16 protein-coding genes and 1 pseudogene are annotated in these 17419 nt (G+C 51.7%); 13 read left to right on the top strand and 4 right to left on the bottom strand.

Annotated elements, in window-relative coordinates; genetic code table 11:
- Positions 1–4 precede the first annotated feature (4 nt).
- The 6 genes from GQE98_RS16375 to GQE98_RS16350 are packed head-to-tail and all read left to right on the top strand — an operon-like array spanning position 5 to position 5306.
- Entirely contained in the window at positions 5–1231 is a 1227-nt protein-coding gene (locus GQE98_RS16375; protein ID WP_161317392.1) for a tryptophan 7-halogenase, read from the top strand.
- Positions 1222–1725, top strand: coding sequence for a DUF3261 domain-containing protein (locus GQE98_RS16370; RefSeq protein WP_161316776.1), 504 nt, complete (start codon positions 1222–1224; stop codon positions 1723–1725). Before GQE98_RS16375 ends, GQE98_RS16370 begins: the two co-directional genes overlap by 10 nt.
- Complete coding sequence (locus GQE98_RS16365; protein WP_161316775.1) at positions 1722–2903, top strand: beta-ketoacyl-[acyl-carrier-protein] synthase family protein; 1182 nt, start codon at positions 1722–1724, stop codon at positions 2901–2903. The genes GQE98_RS16370 and GQE98_RS16365 overlap by 4 nt, the downstream gene beginning before the upstream one ends.
- Positions 2903–3322, top strand: coding sequence for a hotdog family protein (locus GQE98_RS16360; RefSeq protein WP_161316774.1), 420 nt, complete (start codon positions 2903–2905; stop codon positions 3320–3322). The genes GQE98_RS16365 and GQE98_RS16360 overlap by 1 nt, the downstream gene beginning before the upstream one ends.
- A 20-nt stretch (positions 3323–3342) precedes the next feature.
- Positions 3343–4068, top strand: a complete 726-nt coding sequence (locus tag GQE98_RS16355; RefSeq protein WP_161316773.1) for a 3-ketoacyl-ACP reductase FabG2 — start codon at positions 3343–3345, stop codon at positions 4066–4068.
- Complete coding sequence (locus GQE98_RS16350) at positions 4068–5306, top strand: beta-ketoacyl-ACP synthase (protein ID WP_343044235.1); 1239 nt, start codon at positions 4068–4070, stop codon at positions 5304–5306. Before GQE98_RS16355 ends, GQE98_RS16350 begins: the two co-directional genes overlap by 1 nt.
- Here the strand turns inward: GQE98_RS16350 and GQE98_RS16345 are convergent.
- Positions 5303–5680, bottom strand: a complete 378-nt coding sequence (locus GQE98_RS16345; RefSeq protein ID WP_161316772.1) for a PilZ domain-containing protein — start codon at positions 5678–5680, stop codon at positions 5303–5305. The genes GQE98_RS16350 and GQE98_RS16345 overlap by 4 nt on opposite strands.
- Positions 5681–5787: 107 nt before the next feature.
- On the bottom strand, positions 5788–6417 hold the full coding sequence (locus tag GQE98_RS16340) for a DUF6134 family protein (protein WP_161316771.1): 630 nt from the start codon (positions 6415–6417) through the stop codon (positions 5788–5790).
- Between the two features lie 278 nt (positions 6418–6695).
- Here GQE98_RS16340 and GQE98_RS16335 point away from each other — a divergent pair, with 278 nt between their 5' ends.
- From GQE98_RS16335 to GQE98_RS16320, 4 genes are all read left to right on the top strand, one after another.
- Positions 6696–8516 carry an autotransporter assembly complex protein TamA gene (locus GQE98_RS16335; RefSeq protein WP_161316770.1) on the top strand — a complete coding sequence of 607 codons (1821 nt, stop codon included), beginning with the start codon at positions 6696–6698 and terminating at the stop codon, positions 8514–8516.
- Positions 8516–12871 (top strand): translocation/assembly module TamB domain-containing protein, encoded by a 4356-nt coding sequence (locus GQE98_RS16330; protein WP_161316769.1) that lies wholly within the window; start codon positions 8516–8518, stop codon positions 12869–12871. Before GQE98_RS16335 ends, GQE98_RS16330 begins: the two co-directional genes overlap by 1 nt.
- Before the next feature lie 112 nt (positions 12872–12983).
- Positions 12984–13577 carry an RT0821/Lpp0805 family surface protein gene (locus tag GQE98_RS16325; protein WP_161316768.1) on the top strand — a complete coding sequence of 198 codons (594 nt, stop codon included), beginning with the start codon at positions 12984–12986 and terminating at the stop codon, positions 13575–13577.
- A gap of 92 nt (positions 13578–13669) precedes the next feature.
- Positions 13670–14461: an enoyl-CoA hydratase-related protein gene (locus GQE98_RS16320; protein WP_161316767.1), complete on the top strand. Its 792-nt coding sequence runs from the start codon at positions 13670–13672 to the stop codon at positions 14459–14461.
- A 15-nt stretch (positions 14462–14476) separates the two neighbouring features.
- On the opposite strand, the gene GQE98_RS16315 is transcribed toward GQE98_RS16320, so the two are convergent.
- Entirely contained in the window at positions 14477–14887 is a 411-nt protein-coding gene (locus tag GQE98_RS16315) for a lipocalin-like domain-containing protein (protein WP_161316766.1), read from the bottom strand.
- A gap of 96 nt (positions 14888–14983) precedes the next feature.
- On the opposite strand from GQE98_RS16315, the gene GQE98_RS16310 reads away from it, so the two are divergent.
- The 3 genes and pseudogenes from GQE98_RS16310 (at position 14984) to GQE98_RS16305 (ending at position 16853) form a co-directional block, all read left to right on the top strand.
- Entirely contained in the window at positions 14984–15394 is a 411-nt protein-coding gene (locus GQE98_RS16310) for a VOC family protein (protein WP_161316765.1), read from the top strand.
- 19 nt (positions 15395–15413) lie between these two features.
- Positions 15414–15488, top strand: a pseudogene (locus GQE98_RS18585) (DUF2238 domain-containing protein); the annotation flags it as partial.
- Between the two features lie 150 nt (positions 15489–15638).
- Complete coding sequence (locus GQE98_RS16305; RefSeq protein ID WP_161316764.1) at positions 15639–16853, top strand: hypothetical protein; 1215 nt, start codon at positions 15639–15641, stop codon at positions 16851–16853.
- A 71-nt stretch (positions 16854–16924) separates the two neighbouring features.
- Here GQE98_RS16305 and GQE98_RS16300 read toward each other — a convergent pair whose 3' ends face one another.
- A complete protein-coding gene (locus GQE98_RS16300; protein ID WP_161316763.1) occupies positions 16925–17419 on the bottom strand; it encodes a GNAT family N-acetyltransferase in 495 nt (164 codons plus the stop codon).

The following is a 17419-nucleotide window of genomic DNA, read 5'->3' as shown; positions in this document are numbered from 1 at the left end:
GTCGGTGAAATCTGATCATTTCGATGTAATTATTATCGGTGCTGGACCTGCGGGGGCACTTGCGGCGACACGCCTTGTACAGCAGGGACTGAAGGTTGCCGTTTTGGAAAAAAGCAGCTTTCCGCGTTTTGTTATTGGCGAAAGCCTGTTACCGCAATCAATGGAATTTCTGGAAAAGGCAGGTCTGCTGCCACGAATTGATGCGGCGGGGTTCCAGCACAAGAATGGCGCCAACTTCTCCGATGACAGGCGCTTCAGCTCGATAGACTTCTCAAGGAAATTCACGGCAGGCCCTGGAACAACTTACCAGGTGGAGCGGGAAAAATTTGACACCTTGCTCGCCGAAGCAGCTGCGGATGCAGGAGCGGATGTCCGCTTTCAACAGGATGTAACGGCCGTCAGATTTGACAGCTCCGGTGCTGAGGTGTCGGGGGAGGGGCCGGAAGGTGCTTTTCAACATACGGCGCGGTTCCTGGTTGATGCAAGCGGGTATGGTCGCGTCTTGCCGCGCCTGATGAAGTTGGATGCACCGGCGGATTTTCCCGTGCGTCATGCGCTCTTCACTCATGTTGACGATGAATTGGAGGGGCGGGATTTTGATCGTAACAAGATCCTCATCGCAGTACATCCGAAATATCGGGATATTTGGTATTGGCTGATCCCGTTTTCAGGCAGGAAATCTTCTGTTGGCGTTATTGTGCCGCCAGAAAAGCTCGCGCAGTATGATGGAAGTAAATCGGATAAATACTGGTCGATTATACGAGAATCAGAGAGTATGCGCACGCTTCTGGAGGGCGCGCGGGAACGTCGTCCGGTCTCTGAAATATCGGGCTATTCGACCAAGGTTTCCCGTATGGCCGGACCCCAATTTGCACTTCTCGGCAATGCCGGGGAATTTCTCGATCCGGTTTTTTCATCTGGCGTGACGGTAGCGTTCAAATCGGCAGATCTTTTGATCGAACCCTTGATGCGCCAGTTGTCTGGGGAGAAAGTTGACTGGGAGCAGGATTTCGCTCAGCCGCTTAAGGTCGGCGTGGATTGCTTTCGTGCATTCGTTGAAGCCTGGTATCGCGGAGATCTACAGGATATCATTTTTAATCCGCCCAGTGATAATAACCCGATCAAGCAGATGGTCGTTTCGATCCTGGCGGGCTATGCTTGGGATGAGAAGAATCCCTTCGTGATCGAAGGCCGACGATATCTGGATATGGTGGCACAGCAATGCGCATAAAATCTCTCTTTCTGTTATTTCTGTTCGGGGTTACGGCCTGTGCGACAGAGACAGTGCGTGAAGCTGATTTCCTGCCTTGGGACCTTCCCGATGGTCAAACGCGAGAGGTTGTCCAACTCTTGGATGGTCGATATGGCGATAAACCATTTTCTTTGCAAATCCGCTTGAGCATGAGAGAAGACAAGATGCTCATTGCTGGCGTGGACCCGCTGGGGCGACGGGCGTTTGATATTCTCTGGGATGACGCTGGTGTGCGTGCGGCAAAGGCAGACTGGATCTCTGAAGAGCTCAACGCCGTCGATATCCTGAAAGTCATTGTTGCGACCTACTGGCCGGAGAATGATCCGATGCAGGAAAAAGTCAGGGACCGTGCAGGAAATCTTGAGATTAACTACCAGAGCCGACGGGACAATGCCTGGAATGAAACAGTGCAGATCAGTGATTCCGAGGTTGGCTATGTAATGACCATTGTTTCATACGAGTTACCGGAATGACGGAGGGGTTTTATCTTAACGCCCTCGGCTTGATCAACGCCCTTGGTGCCGGTAAAGCGGCAGTCAGCGACCAGCTGTTTCTTGGTGATACTGCCGGAATGCAGATGCAGGACGGATTCCTGCTCAATCAGAAAGTCATGACTGGCACTGTTCGCCAGCCGTTGCCGACAATAGCAGCGGAGCAAGCCTTCTACGACAGTCGCAATAACCGGATGTTACTCGCGGCGATGCAGGAGATTGAAGCGGATATCCGCACAGCCATTGAGAAGTATGGGCCGGATCGGGTCGCTGTTATTCTTGGCACCAGCACATCCGGCATTAGTGATAATGAACAAGGGATCGCCGAGAAAGTCCAAACAGGAGCGTTCCCTGAGGGGTTCGATTACCAACGGCAGGATAATGCTTCCCTTGCCTTATTCGCCCGATCCTACTTTGGCCTGTCAGGGCTTGCCATGACGATCTCCACGGCCTGTACATCCAGCGCCAAGACACTTGCTTCGGCCCGGCGGATGATGGCGGCGGGTCTGTGCGATGCGGCGATCGTGGGTGGGGCGGACACGCTTTGCCGCTTGACGATGAATGGTTTTGCTTCTCTCGACCTGATCTCATCCACCCGCTGCAATCCGTTCAGTCTTAATCGAAATGGTATTAATATTGGCGAAGGTGCTGCCGTATTCCTGATGAGCCGGGAGCCGGCGCCCGTCCGCCTTGCCGGAGTTGGGGAAACGTCGGATGCCTATCATATGAGTACCCCGGACCCCGAAGGAACTGGGGCTTACAATGCGATGCGGTGCGCACTTGATGAAAGTGGTCTTGCGCCGACGGACATCGCCTATCTTAATCTCCATGGAACGGCCACGGAATTGAATGATAGTGTAGAGGCTAAGGCTGTATACGAGTTGCTGGGCGACGTCCCCTGCAGTTCAACCAAGCCGCTGACTGGCCATACGCTTGGCGCAGCGGGCAGTACGGAGCTTGGGTTCCTGTGGTTGGCGTTACAGTCAGATGGTGGGTTGTTGCCACCCCATATCTGGGATGGCGAGGTTGACCCCGCCCTGCCGCCGATGAACCTCGTGGAAAAGGGGACGCAGATGTCCAATGCCCGCGCGATGATGACAAATTCCTTTGCTTTCGGGGGCAATAATATTAGCGTCATTTTAAGTAAAGAGACTAATTGATGCAGCCCTGCCCCTATAACATTACGGAAATTCTCTACCATGCACCACCTATGATCCTGATCGATCGGGTAGAGGCATATGACGCGGCTACAGTAGCCTCTGTGGTGGATATTTGGGCAGATAGCCCCTTTCTTGAGTGCGGCGTGGTCCCGGCTTATGTCGGTGTTGAATATATGGCGCAATCGATTGCCGCCTATAGTGGAATCAAGGCGCGCAACGCAGGCGAAGGGGTTAAAATCGGCTATCTCGTCAGCACGCGGAGCATGATACTTTCGTGCCCTGCTTTCGCGATTGGAGATAGACTTGATGTCACAGTTAAACTGGTTTACGACGAAAAGCCCATGGCTGTTTTTGACGGTACTATTCATAGGGCTGAAAAACTTGTCGCCGAAGCCCGGCTTAATGTATACCAACCCTGAAATTTATCGCGTGAGAGTGGATGCAAAACAGAATTCTAGTTACAGGCGCAAGCGGTGGTATCGGACGGGCAATTGCACTCAGGCTTGCTAAAGACGGATATGAGATTGTCGCCCATTGCGGTCAGAATCGTGATGCGGGATTAGGGACCGTTGAATTGATTGAGGCCGCCGGTGGACAGGCTCGCCTGGTGCAGTTTGATATTGCGGACCGCGATCAATGCCGTGATGTCCTGGAGGCTGAAGTGGAGGACTTCGGTGCCTTTTATGGCGCGGTGCTCAATGCGGGTATTACCCGTGATACAGCTTTTCCCGCAATGACCGATGACGATTGGGATGCTGTTCTCCATACCAATCTGGATGGTTTTTATAATGTATTGAAACCGATCACCATGCCGATGGTCTCGGCTCGCAAAGGGGGAAGAATTGTTGTGATCTCCTCGGTTTCAGGTGAGATGGGTAATCGTGGGCAAGTAAATTACAGCGCGTCCAAAGCGGGCCTGATCGGGGCAGCGAAGGCGCTCGCACTGGAACTTGCAAAACGGAAAATCACTGTCAATTGCGTGGCGCCGGGCCTGATTGAGTCGGCGATGACGGATGATCTGCCGCTGGACGAGATTATGAAGATGATCCCGCTCCGTCGGCTGGGCGATGTTGACGAAGTGGCGGCCACGGTCTCTTTTCTTTGCTCCGATGGCGCCGCCTATATCACGCGTCAGGTTATTTCGGTAAATGGGGGAATGGCATAGTGCAGCGCGTTGTTGTGACAGGTATGGGCGGGGTCACCTCCCTTGGGGAAGATTGGGAGACGATTTCAGCAAAGATGCGCAACGGTGAAACCGGCATAAGGCGCATGGAAAGCTGGGATTTTTATCACGGTCTCAATACCCGCCTAGCCGGTCCAGTTGAGGAATTCAATGTCGATAAGCGATATTCCAGAAAAGCGCTTCGAAGCATGGGGCCTGTTTCGAAGATGGCAGTCTACGCGACCGAGCGTGCACTGGAGATGGCGGGACTTTTAAACGATCCAGTGCTGAATTCAGGAAAAATGGGCGTCGCTTACGGATCGTCCTTCGGGAGCACAAAGCCGGTTGTCGCCTTTACCGACCTGATGCGCGACGGTCATTCCCGTGAACTTACGGCTACCAGTTACGTCAAGATGATGAGCCATACAACGGCGGTTAATATAGGAGTCTTCTTTGGTCTTGCGGGGCGCGTTATTCCGACGTCGAGTGCCTGCACATCCGGAAGTCAGGGTATCGGTTACGCCTATGAAGCCATCAAATACGGAATGCAGGACCTGATGGTGGCAGGTGGGGCCGAGGAGCTTTGCCCGACCATGGCCGCAGTGTTCGATACTCTCTATGCGACCAGCATCAAGAACGATACGCCACATCTTTCCCCGCGCCCCTTTGATAAGGACCGCGATGGCCTTGTGATTGGGGAAGGGGCGGCGACATTGGTGCTGGAATCCTTTGACCATGCCGTTGCGCGCGGCGCACCGATCCTGGCCGAGATCGTCGGTTTCTCCACCAATTCCGATGGGCGCCATATCACCAATCCGACACAGGCAACGATGGAAGTCGCCATACAGGGTGCACTCGATAATGCAGGGCTGTCCGCCTCGGACATTGATTTTATAAGTGGCCATGGTACGGCGACAGAGCAGGGGGATATCGCAGAATCCCAGGCGACAAGGAAAGTGATGGGTCAGGATATTCCTTTTCATTCGCTTAAAGGCTATTTCGGGCATAGTCTGGGCGCCTGCGGCGCGATCGAGGCGTGGCTTGGCATAGAGATGATGCGGGAGGGCTGGTTCGCGCCGACGGTGAACCTAGATACGGTCGATGATGCCTGCGCCGAGATTGACTATGTGATGGGAGAGGGGCGAAAAATTTCCGTTCGTCACCTGATGAGCAACAATTTCGCGTTTGGCGGGATTAACAGCTCTCTGATTTTCCGGAATGCGGCGGAACTTGCAGCCTAGTGAACCGGATTGGGGTCGAGTGAAATACCGGGTAAGGCTGAATTTATCGTATTGTAGATAAATTCTGGCGGATCGACGAAACTCAAACCAACAATATGACCGTTTTGCCAGACGAGTTGGCAGTTGAAGGCGCCAAAACGGGGGACTTCGAGGATAACATCACTGGTCGGGCGAAAATCTTGTTTAGTTTGAAATCTGGCGCCAGTCACCGACATATCGCGAACGACACCCGGCACTGTCTGCTCATTCCCCATCAGGCGGGCACCCCATAGGAGTGACAGCTTTCCATTCCACATGACGGTCTTGCGTTTATATTTCCGTTTGTCCGCTCCGGAAGGCCCGGTGTCATTTAAATCCGAAATTGTTCCACCCAATCAACTATTCCCTGTGAACATACTATAAACGAGAAGCCAGTAAATCGAAAAGAGATTAATATCGATTGAAAAATTCGGGTCAATTTAATTCAAAATTGCTGCATTTCTCAATCCAGAATAACCGTCACTTGACGGCCAGAGACGTCATATTCGCCCTTAACGAACTCCTTGTTCGCATCGAACCAGAGTTTGGCTTCCCAGTCTCCGGTAAAGGTGAATTTCTCGGCATTAATGTCTTTATCGCCAACTTTTATGGTATCAGCCGCTTTTTCGATCTTTACGTTTAGAAGCTTAAAATCGACGATATTGAACAGTAGCGTATTTTCGGTGATCGAGTAATGCCAGGGGGATGTTGGAAAGGCAGTGAGTGGCAGGGTCGATTCTTTGCCATTATAGGTCGCCAGATAGTTTTCCGTATCGCGACTGAGGGAAATATGATGGGCGGTGCCGTTATCATCGGTTTTCCCTTCCATTTTCTGGAGTTCCCGGTTGGACCAGGTTTCTTTCAGGTTCTGGGTAAAGCCATAGACTTCCATTCCGAGAAAGGAGACAGAAGCATTAGCGTGCATTTCCTCAATTTCACCTTTCTCGTTCCGTATTGTTGTCAGATGGACCTGGCCGATTTTGTCTCCTTTCAGATAGACCGAGGCAAACTGGTTTTTCTTAACCGGATCGGCCAATACCGCGCTGGTTGACAGGGTGATAAAAACGAGCAGAGCCAAAATAGTGCGAAACATTATCCTTCTCCTTAATTGCGACCTGTATTATACAGTCCGGCAACGGTTTCTCTCAGGAATTGGTAAATGTTAAAGTCATATGTCATAAGCCAACTTTCCTAATAAACCTAAAGTTGAAAACATTGCTGTTCTCCTTCTCTTCCGCGCTTTTTATTGGGGCGCGACCTAGACTCTGGACAGAGGGAACATTAGGTTAAAGATAACAGATTATGTCGCAAAGAACGAGCTTTGACCAATGTCCGGGGCGCATTTCCGGGCTATTTCCGAGAATTTGACACTTGCCGCTCAACCACCTTAAAAATATTTGCCTGTTGATCATCCTGATGATCGCACTGCCCATGGCGGCTGCAAATCCTTTGAGGGCTGCGGAAGCCGCGGAAGCTTCCCCTGCGGAATTAGATCTCGACTATGACGTAAATATAAAGGGTGCGCCAACAGATGCATTGCTGGACCTGTTGGAACAATCCTCTCGTCTTACGCAACTTTCAGACAAGCTTCCGCCCAGTTTCGCCGCATTGCGCCGGCGGGCGGAAACCGATGTTGAAGGCTTTGAAAAGGTTCTCCGGTCGGAAGGGTACTATGGCAATGAAGTAAAGCTGCGCATTGATAACAAGCAGCAGCCGATCGAAATCAATTTTGATATCACGCCGGGGCCGCTTTTCAGGATCACAAAATTCGAGATTCTTTATACGCAAGAGGAAGATACTCCTTCCGTTCCGGAGTTATCCAGTCTCAACATAGAAATCGGAATGCCCGCAAGGGCAGAACCTGTCATCAATGCGCAAACCCAGATAATTGTCGATCTCGCCAACCGCGGCTTTCCCGATGCGACGGTTGCGAAGCAGGATGCAATTGTCGATTTTGCGACTGATGCGATGGAAGTGACACTCACTATCGATGCGGGCCCCCGTCTTTATATGGGGGAACTCGGGTTAGAGGGGCTTGAAACGGTCGAAACAGATTACATTCGGCGGCTCGCCCAATGGCAGCCAGGCAAACTTTACGATAACCGTGTCCTTGATAATCTTCGGCGACGTTACCTCCGGACGGGCCTTTTTGACAGTGTCCGGCTGAAGTCCCGCGATAAGAAACAGCCCGGTAGTACGGTTCCCATCACCCTTGTTTTCGTGGAACGGGATCGGCGGTCTATCGGGCTGGGTGCAAGTTTCTCGACCAGTGAAGGTTTTGGCACACAATATTATTGGGAAAATCGTAATTTTTTCGGAGAAGGGGAGACGCTTCGAGCTGATCTTACGGTCGCAGAAATCCGGCGTGAGTTAAAGGTAACCTTTGTCAAACCGAATTTCATGAAAATTGACCAGAATTTCAATGCAAATGTCGACATTCGCAACGAAACCACGGATGCCTATGACGAAGATGCGATTTCTGTCTTTGTCGGGCTGGACAGGCGGTGGAGAAAAAAATGGGTTGTTGGTGCAGGCGTAACCGCTGAGTATTCCGAGATTGATGAAAGTGGTGTCACCGAAAATTTTGCGCTTGGCGGGTTACCCTTGACGGCACGTTATGATTCCACCGATGACCTTCTAGACCCAACAAAAGGTCGGCGTTTCGCCGCATCTCTGGTGCCTTATATCGGGCTTAATGATAATACCCCTGATTTCATTAGGTTTGAGATGGACGGCTCCACCTATTATTCCGTGCTTGACGAAGATCGCCTGGTATTGGCGGCACGCGGTAAACTTGGGCTGATGGCAGGAGACAGCGCCGGCGCGATCCCGGCAAGTAAACGGTTTTACGCGGGCGGCGGCGGGTCGGTTCGTGGGTACGAGTACCAGACAGTAGGGCCACTTGATGCGAGCAATGACCCCGTTGGCGGAAGATCTCTCCTGGAAGTCGGGTTTGAGGCGCGAACACGGATTACCGACAGCATCGGTCTTGTTCCCTTTATTGAAGGCGGCAATGTTTTTGAAAGTATGGCGCCAGACTTTTCTGGAGAGTTTCTTTGGGGGGCGGGACTCGGGTTTCGATACTACACCGCAATCGGTCCGATCCGCTTTGACGTCGCGGTACCCTTGAACCCGCGCAAGAATGTAGATGATTCCTATCAGTTCTATATCAGTATTGGTCAGGCATTTTGATGACACGTAAAAAGCTTATTGCGGCAATCATTCTTGCGCCTTTCCTGATCCTTTTTCTTGCGATTGCGGGCGTTTATGTCTTTTTGCAAACGGATAGCGGGCGAGCCTTGCTGGTGGACCAGGTCAATACTGTAGCCTCCTCCCCGGGAGAGTTTGAATTAGAGCTTGGACCGCTGGACGGAAATATTTTTAGCGATTTCACGTTCCAGAATATGCGGCTTCGGGATGCAAAAGGTGAATGGTTGAGCGCGGAGAACATCGCTGTTTCCTGGGCGCCTATTGATCTTTTCTCCGGGACGCTCACTGTCAACGCGGTAACCGCGAAAACCCTCTCTGTAAATCGTCAGCCGGAGCTACCGGCTTCTGAGGCAAGCGAAGAACCTGCCGGAATGCCTTCCCTCCCTATAGATATCCGGCTGTCGCGCCTTGAGATAAATGAGATAAAAATCGCGGAACCAGTTGTCGGTCAACCGGCGGACCTTGCTCTGCTGATGAATTTCAATGCCAAGATCAACGACATAATTCACAGCGAGATCAAACTGACGGAATTAAGCGGGCCTGGTATCCTTCTTGACGGCAGCGTGGATTTTGATCCGGCGCGTGAAACCCTTGCCTTGGACGTTAAGCTGGATGAGCCCGAAGGAGGCGTTATTTCGCGGCTTTTGGCATTGCCCGGCTACCCGGCGATTAAGGTCGATTTAGTTGGTAATGGTATCCTTAATGCCTGGCGGGGACAGTTTAGCGCGAGTGCAGGCAAGCTTTTTGACGCCGATTTTGCTGTCGCGACGCAAGGTGCGGAGAAAATCACTATTGACCTGAATGGGGGCGGCGCGCTGGACCAATCCCTCACGGCAGATATCCCGCTTTTAGATACGTCGAGGATCTCTGTCTCTGCGGCCCTGATCTTTGATACGACAAACACAGAGGTAACGCTCACTTCCGCCAATATTGAAAATGGGGTCTTTCGCTTGCAGGCGAGCGGCAATATTGATCCGTCAAATGATGCAATCAAGCTGGCGACTAAAACCACGCTGCGCAATACTGCGCCGGTAAACGACCTGATTGCGCCCGCGACAATTTCGGACGGAACGCTCGACCTTGATATCCTGGGGACTTTTGAGAAGCTAACGGCCAACGCAATTTTAACCGCAGTCGATCTGGATATTGATAATAGTCTTGCCGCGAAGTCGCTAACTGGCACCTTCACATCCGAGCTGGACCTTGCCGCGCTGACGACCGTGCCGCTAACGGGTTCTGCGGCCCTTGTTAGCCTGTCCAAGCTTCCTGATGAGGCACAAAGCCTTGTCGGGGAAAACCTCGATGTTGATTTTGAATTGGCTTATGGGGTCGAGAGTGAGCAGCTTACTATTAGTTCCCTGCGCTTGCTGGGCCAGCATGTGAGAGCGGAAGGGCGTGGTAATCTGAATACATCGGATATGAGCGCAACGGCTGATTTATCGGTTAGCCTTGACGATCTTTCACTTGTGGCCCCCATGGGCGGGGAGCTCATCGCAGATCTTTCTCTCTCAAGTTCCGACATTAGTCAGAAGCTACTGGGTGAGCTCAAGGCGCGTATGGCCAACCTTGATATGGGCGAAGAAAAGCTGACGGTCCTTATCGGGAAAGAACCAGCGTTATCCCTGTCTCTTGACCTTGACCTAGTGAATGAGTCCCTTTCTGTCCTGGACATCAATCTTGCAACCGGTGCCGGAGGAGTCGCCGGGAAAGCAAACCTGCCACTTGCCTTTGACACTATCGATGCTGATTTGGTCGCAACCCTGCCAAGCCTAGCAAAGCTCAGTGATCTGTCCGGGGTATCTCTTGCGGGGAAGGCAGCATTAAACGCACGGCTGACGGGCGCGCTTACTGACCCTTCCATCGAAGGGAGTCTCAAGGCTGCAAATCTGGCCGTCGACGGAACGTCTTTGGGGATAGCTGAGGTAACTTATAACGCATCAGCACTGGCAAGTTCGCCGATTGGGGAGTTTGCAGCAAAGCTTCGCCATGAACTCCTGACTGCAAACGCAAAGGCCAGCTTTGCCATCCCCGATTACAGCCGTTTGGAACTATCTGATATCGCCTTGTCTGAGCAGAAAAACAAAGTCACGGGCAATCTCACGATTCCTTTTGACGGCATGCCGCTGTTCGGTGCTCTTAAAGCAAATATCCCGGATCTGGCGACTGTTGCTGCGCTCCTGGATGAGAAAGCGGCAGGGTCCGTCGATCTGGATGCGACATTCGCAAATGATGATGGAAAGCAGTCCGTAAAAGCCACACTCGGGGCGAATGCGCTCAGTTTGGCCTCTGCGGACCTCAGCGTGGAAAAAGTCACTGGCGATATTGTCGTGACAGACGCTTTCAACACACCGACCTTAGACGTCCGGGCAAATGCGGATAATATCGCGGCGGCCGGGCAAAAGCTAAAAGAACTGAACGTAAGCGCGACCGGTGATTTGTCCGACCTTAATTATCGTTTTGACTTAACACGTGGTCTCGATCCTGAGCTTGAGCTTGCCGGCAGCGGGTCCGTGGCGTTCACAGATCGGTATACAAAACTGCGTCTCGCGGCGCTTGACGGCGCTATTGCAGATCAAAAAATTGAGTTGACCACTCCTCTTTCCCTCAATCTGGAAGGAAAGAAAATTGATCTTGATATGTTTGCCTTGTCCTTCGGAACGGGGAGCGTGCAAGGATCTGGGCAATACTCACCTGATAATGCTCGCGCTAATATTAACATAAATGATCTTCCGCTCGAATTAGTCTCCCTTGTCAATTCGGCATATGCCTTCACCGGGGGGCTTGATGGAGATATTGCGCTGCAGGTAAGGAGAGGGGCTCCAGCGGTGGGCACGGCCACTATCAATGTGACAGATATCAAGCTGCTGGGGGATGAGTATGCAGAGTTGCCGTCTTTTGCGAACACAATAAATGCAGACTTGAAAGATGGAGAGCTTGCGTTCAATGGGGATGTCAAGGGACTGGAGGCCACCAGCATTGATCTGTCTGGCCGGATGCCTTTTGACGTTTCTCTGGATCAATCCAGAATACTAATTGATGAAAATAAACCGGTTAAATTAAAAATAGACATCGATAGTGATATCAATAAGATATGGCCTCTTCTTGCGCTGGATACACAGATAGCGAGAGGGCAGCTTGTTGCAAGTGCAGCGGTTAGCGGGACGATTTCTGTGCCAAAAATTACTGGTCAGGCGCGCCTTGGTAATGGCTATTTTGAGGATGTCGAACAGGGCACAATCCTGAAAAATATTGTATTGAACGCCGATATATCCGATGCGGATAAGCTAAAAATTGAGGTCAATGCAATCGATAATCAGGGCGGCACCCTCGCAACCTCAGGAACGGTGGATTTTGCAAAACTGACGAATCCGGATGTTGATCTGAATATCGTCCTTTCCAATCTTCTCGCGGTTAATCGCGACGAATTTACAGTCATTACCGATGGAAATATCGACATTAAGGGGAATCCCGGCAAACTCAACGTGGGCGGGATGGCGATGACCCGAGATGTACAGCTCAATATCGGCGGTTCCGTTGCGCCAAATATCGTTGAGGTAAAGTATGAGGAGGTCAACAAACCCGGCGCAATAGCCAAAAAGGAACTTGAAGAGACGGAGCCTTCTAAGATTTTCCTGAAGATCGATCTTGATATGCCAAGCCGGGTTTTCATTCGTGGCCGCGGGCTTGAATCCGAATGGAAAGGGAATTTTAAAATCCGCGGCACGGCAGCAAAACCGGTTATCGAGGGGTACATCAGCCCGGTGCGGGGACAGTTCGCCTTTGCCGGTAAAAGTTTTAAACTGGTGGACGGCGAAATTTCCCTCCTGGGCGGGGAAACCATCAATCCTGAGCTGTCGTTAACAGCAGAGTATGCTGGCTCCAATATAACGGCCATTGTGACAATTTCTGGCACCGCCTCAAACCCTACAATTAGTTTTTCATCAACAGACGGCCGACCTGAGGATGAAGTGCTGGCGCAGGTATTATTTGGCAAATCCTCTGGGAAACTCTCGGCGGTGGAGGCGGTCCAACTTGCTGAAACTGTTGCGGCGCTCTCTGGTAAAATGGGAAGCGGCGGCGGGATTACGGGCTTTGTCCGTGATACCCTTGGTGTGGATGTGGTCAGCGCCAGCACCAACCAGGAAACGGGCGAAGCCGAGGTAAGTGTCGGGAAATATGTCACCGACAATATCTATGTTGGTGTTGATCAGGGAACCCAGTCCGGCGGTACGCGGGCCAAGGTGGAAATAGAACTGACACCCAATATCTCAGTGGAGAGCGAGATGGGGCAGTCGACAGACAGCAGTGTTGGTATTTTCTGGAAGTGGGATTACTAAGGGCACGTGAACGAGACTAGCTGCCCGTATTAAGACATATTTCAACCGTACTCTTTCTCATCAATGTACTTGTCAATATTTACGAGGTTCTATTGTGAGGATTACCAATACGATGAAAGCACAAGGGCGACCAATTAAAACGGCACTTGTTTGTGTGCTTGCACTCGGATTTGCGGTTGTCGACATCGTACCCGTTCAAGCCGACCCGCCCCCTTGGGCGCCGGCACATGGCTACCGCAACAAGCATAAGGTCAAGGGAAAAAGCAAGAAAGTTGTTGTGGCTCCGGTTCCTTTTGGAATTGATGTTGGCCAATGCAATCGCGAACGTCTTGGCAGCATACTCGGGGCGGCCGCAGGAGGAGCGGCAGGATCGCAGGTTGGTAAGGGGGACGGTAAACTTGTTGCCATAGCAGGCGGCACTATCATTGGCTATCTTCTGGGAGGCGCAATCGGCCGGAGCATGGATGAAGTGGATCAGAATTGCATCGGCCAGATTATGGAGCATGCCGAGGATGGACAGGATATCATCTGGAACAATCCTCAGAGTGGCGCTGTCTATGAGGTGAGTCCTGAGCGTACCTACCAACAGAAAAGCGGTGAATACTGTCGTGAATACACCGCCCAGGCTGACATCAATGGAAAAAAGCAAACGACCTATGGCATCGCCTGTCGCCAGGTTGATGGAAGCTGGAAAATCAAAAGCTAGCAGATAACCCCTTTTTCACTAGGTATCTCTTCCCACCTTGTTATGATGACGACAGAACAAGAACATGTACACATGTCAGGGAAGAGAGACTCATGAGCTACGAATTCATTTCCGTCACGGCGGAGAACCATATCACGCGGATAACCTTCGAGAGGCCGGAGGTGATGAACGCAATCCACAAGCCGATGCATGATGAAATGCAGCGGGCGCTGGATGAGTTCGCGGCCGATAGTGACCAGTATATCTGTGTCCTGAGGGGGCGCGGGGATCGGGCCTTTTGCGCGGGCAGTGATTTAAAGGCGATTGCCGCGAGCAAGGACCCGAAAGCACGGGAATATCCCAAGAACGGCTATGCAGGCCTGATTGAACGCTTTGATCTGAGCAAGCCCATCATCGCGGCGGTCGATGGCGTTGCGCTCGGCGGTGGGTTCGAGATTGCGCTCGCCTGCGACATCATCATCGCCACGGAAAACTCCCGCTTTGGCCTTCCCGAACCGCTGGTCGGGGCGGTGGCGCTCGGCGGCGGCCTTCACCGGCTCGCCCGGCAGATTGGCCTGAAAAAGGCGATGGGGATGATCTTGAGTTCCGACAGCGTGGATGCCATGAAGGGGGAGGAACTCGGCTTTGTGAATGAAGTGGTGGCTCCTTACGCGATGGAGGAGGCGATTGACCGCTGGTGTGGCCTGATCCTGCGCGGCAGCCCGCATGCCATTCGCGCCTCCAAGGAGACCGTGATGAAGAGCCTGGATGAACCCTCCCTGGAAGCGGCGATCCAGAACCAGAAGGACTATCCCGCCTTCAAGGAGTGGTATCAGTCCGATGACCGGGTGGAGGGGCCACGCGCGTTTGCCGAGAAGCGCCCCCCCAACTGGAAAGGTCGATAGAAAACGGTGGTTTAATCAAGCGCTGACCCGCTCCCACAGCAGGTGATGCTCATAGGTGTTGCCCGAGGAGGTCGTTTCCGGCTTGGTCTTGAGGAGGACATTTTCCCCTTGCAGAACCACTTTACGGATCAGCGGCCCGCCAATCCAGTAGGGCACCGTCGCGACATCGACATCGTGAATGACTTCATCTCCCTCAACGCGATAGTTACCGCCATAAGCGAGGCAGATATCCGGGCTTGCTGCCTTGTCACGCGGCTGGTCCGCGAAATCGGTGCGCATCAGGAAGCCGCTCATCCGTCCTTCGGTGGTGTAGATAATCTGGCCCTTTGCATCCTCGCCCATCGGGTAGCCGACTGGCTCCCCATTCTTGAGGCTGGTCCAGCTTTTCAGGTGCCAGCAGCCAATCAGGTCATCACGGGTAATCATTGGAAATTTCCTTTTCTTGTTCTTATGTAACTAACGTAGCAGCTTGGCGGGCGCGGCAAAAGCTGTAAAATCAGATCTATCAAACGGGAGTGCGACATGTTCAAGATCAAGCATATCGACCATCTGGTTCTCCGGGTCAGGGATATCGAGGAGATGATGGATTTCTATATCAAGGCACTCGGCTGCACATTGGAGAAAACACAGGAAGAAATCGGGCTTTACCAGCTTCGTGCAGGAGCTTCGCTCATCGATCTGGTACCGATTGACGGCACGCTGGGCCGGATGGGCGGTGCGGCACCGGGTGCAGAGGGACGCAATCTTGATCATTTCTGCCTCTCCATCGAGAATTTCGACGCAAATGCTATCCGCGCTCATTTGAATGCCCATGGCATCGACCCCGGTGATCTCAAGAGCCGCTATGGCGCGGATGGGCAGGGGCCATCCTACTATCTGAACGATCCCGAAGGGAATGTGGTGGAGCTGAAAGGGCCCGCGGAGGTGGCGTAAATATGGGGCCCTCTTCTTTAAGATGCAGGGCGATATCTGGGACACCCAGAGCGATATGGCTTTCGTCCTTCCCGGAGCCATCCTCGCCCTATAGCTGCTCTCACGGCTGTATGGCCGACAGTTGGAGAGAGTAGGGTAAGGGGATTTTTGCTAACCTGAGTTGAAATATCGCGCTATTATACTATATGGAGGAAATATTTAAATTTGAGAAATTTTTCTTAAAACGCGGCGAAGGGGCGTGAAGTTGGGAACTGAAGTAGAGTTAATTCCAAAAGAAAATGCCGAAATTGTTAGGGCTGCCGGAGCAGGTGGATTACTCGATAGAGTGCGACCTGCATGGCAATCAAAACAACTGATTGAGCGGGTCAAGAGAATACTTCCTATCGATCCGAGCAGCGCTTGCCAAAGAATTTTCAATGCTGCAATTCATGATTTAAGGGAAAAAATTGTTGTAGCTGGGATTGATATTGCTACGGAAGCTGCGGAACAGAATAAGCTTCCCCCGATTTCCAAAGCAGAAGATATTGAAAGCTATTCTACGTCAAAAGTGATTGATCTGGCTTATCGAATGGGTCTTTTGTCCCGACCGGAGTGGAGGAAACTTCTACGAGCTTATGATATTCGAAAGGACCTAGAGCATGAGGACGACGAATATGAAGCTGATGTCGAAGATTGCCTTTATATGTTTAAAACTTGTATTGAAATAGTTTTAGAGAAAGACCCAGTACAGCTTATTAAGTTGGTCGATATTAAGGACATAGTTAGTATCGGAGAGTCGGCTACTCTGACAGATGTCATCGTAGAGGAATTCTCCCATGCTCCAAGTCCGCGCCAATTAGAAATCTACAAGTTTCTGATTAGCTATTCACTTGACGATGGTCATCCTGACGTTGTGCGTGAAAATTGTTATCAAGCGCTGAGTAAATTGAGACCGTATGCTCAAACAAATGTTTTGATTGAGTGTGCTCTCCACATGATTGAGCGTGTAGGTAAAAAGAGACCATTACTAGTTGAATTTAGGGTGGCCTATATTTCTGGTTTACTGCCTTACCTAAAAAAAGCTCAAATCAGAGAATTTTACAGTCACGTACTTACTGGAATAAAAGACTGCGGGTATCGTTGGGAGAGATACGATAGGCACGGGGATTTATTGCGAAATATTCAGGAAGTCGGAGGCCTCAATCATTGTCCAGATGAATTATTAAAAGATTTCGTTGAGTGGCTGGTGTTATGTTATATCGGCACGCCAGGAGGATTAACAAGATATGGTAATGTTCGGCAGGTCTTCTATAGTAATGTGGGCGCGCCCTTGGCTTTGGAATTATTGGCTAACACTACTAAACAGGTAAGTAAAATGGTTGCCGATATGGAAAACGATAGTAAAGAGGTCCGAACTGCACTCAGAGACGAGCATGTTGCTAGGCGATTTCACTCAATTCTCGATAAATTAGATAACTAGGTACTGAGAAAATTCTCGTCTTTCAAATTGAAGGTCGGAAATGCAGTCAGCACTGACGTTATCTTGGCAATCTACCCCAGTCCTCCAAATGCATCCGCATAAACAACTGGGGCAATTTCCACATTATCGGCGGCGAGTTCCAGCGCCATAAAATACTCGCCTGCGTAAATACAGTCATAGGGCGCGGCGGTCTCGCGGGAGAAGCCGAAGCGGGAATAGTAGGCGGGTTCACCGAGGACGAAGATCAGCGATTCACCAGCGCGGCGGGACTCCTCAATCGCGCGCCTTATCAGCGTACTGCCGATGTCCTGTCCTTGCAGATCAGGTGCGACGGAGACAGGCGCGAGCGCAAGGGCATTTTTCGGGGACTTCAACCGCGAGAGCGCGATATGGCCAACGATCTCGCCATCTGCCTCGGCCACCAGCGAGAGCCAGAGATCGCCATCCCTCCGGAGCGCATCGACGAGTGTCGCCTCGTCCTCTTGCCCAAAGGCGGCGGCAACAAGCGCATGGATGGCAGGCGTATCCGCTGTGCTTTCCTGTCGAATGGATATCCCGCCGCGCAC

The organism is Sneathiella litorea, assembly GCF_009882915.1.
Lineage (GTDB): Bacteria > Pseudomonadota > Alphaproteobacteria > Sneathiellales > Sneathiellaceae > Sneathiella > Sneathiella litorea.
The sequence above is the reverse complement of the archived record's forward strand: the minus strand, read 5'-3'. Positions and strand labels throughout refer to the sequence as shown.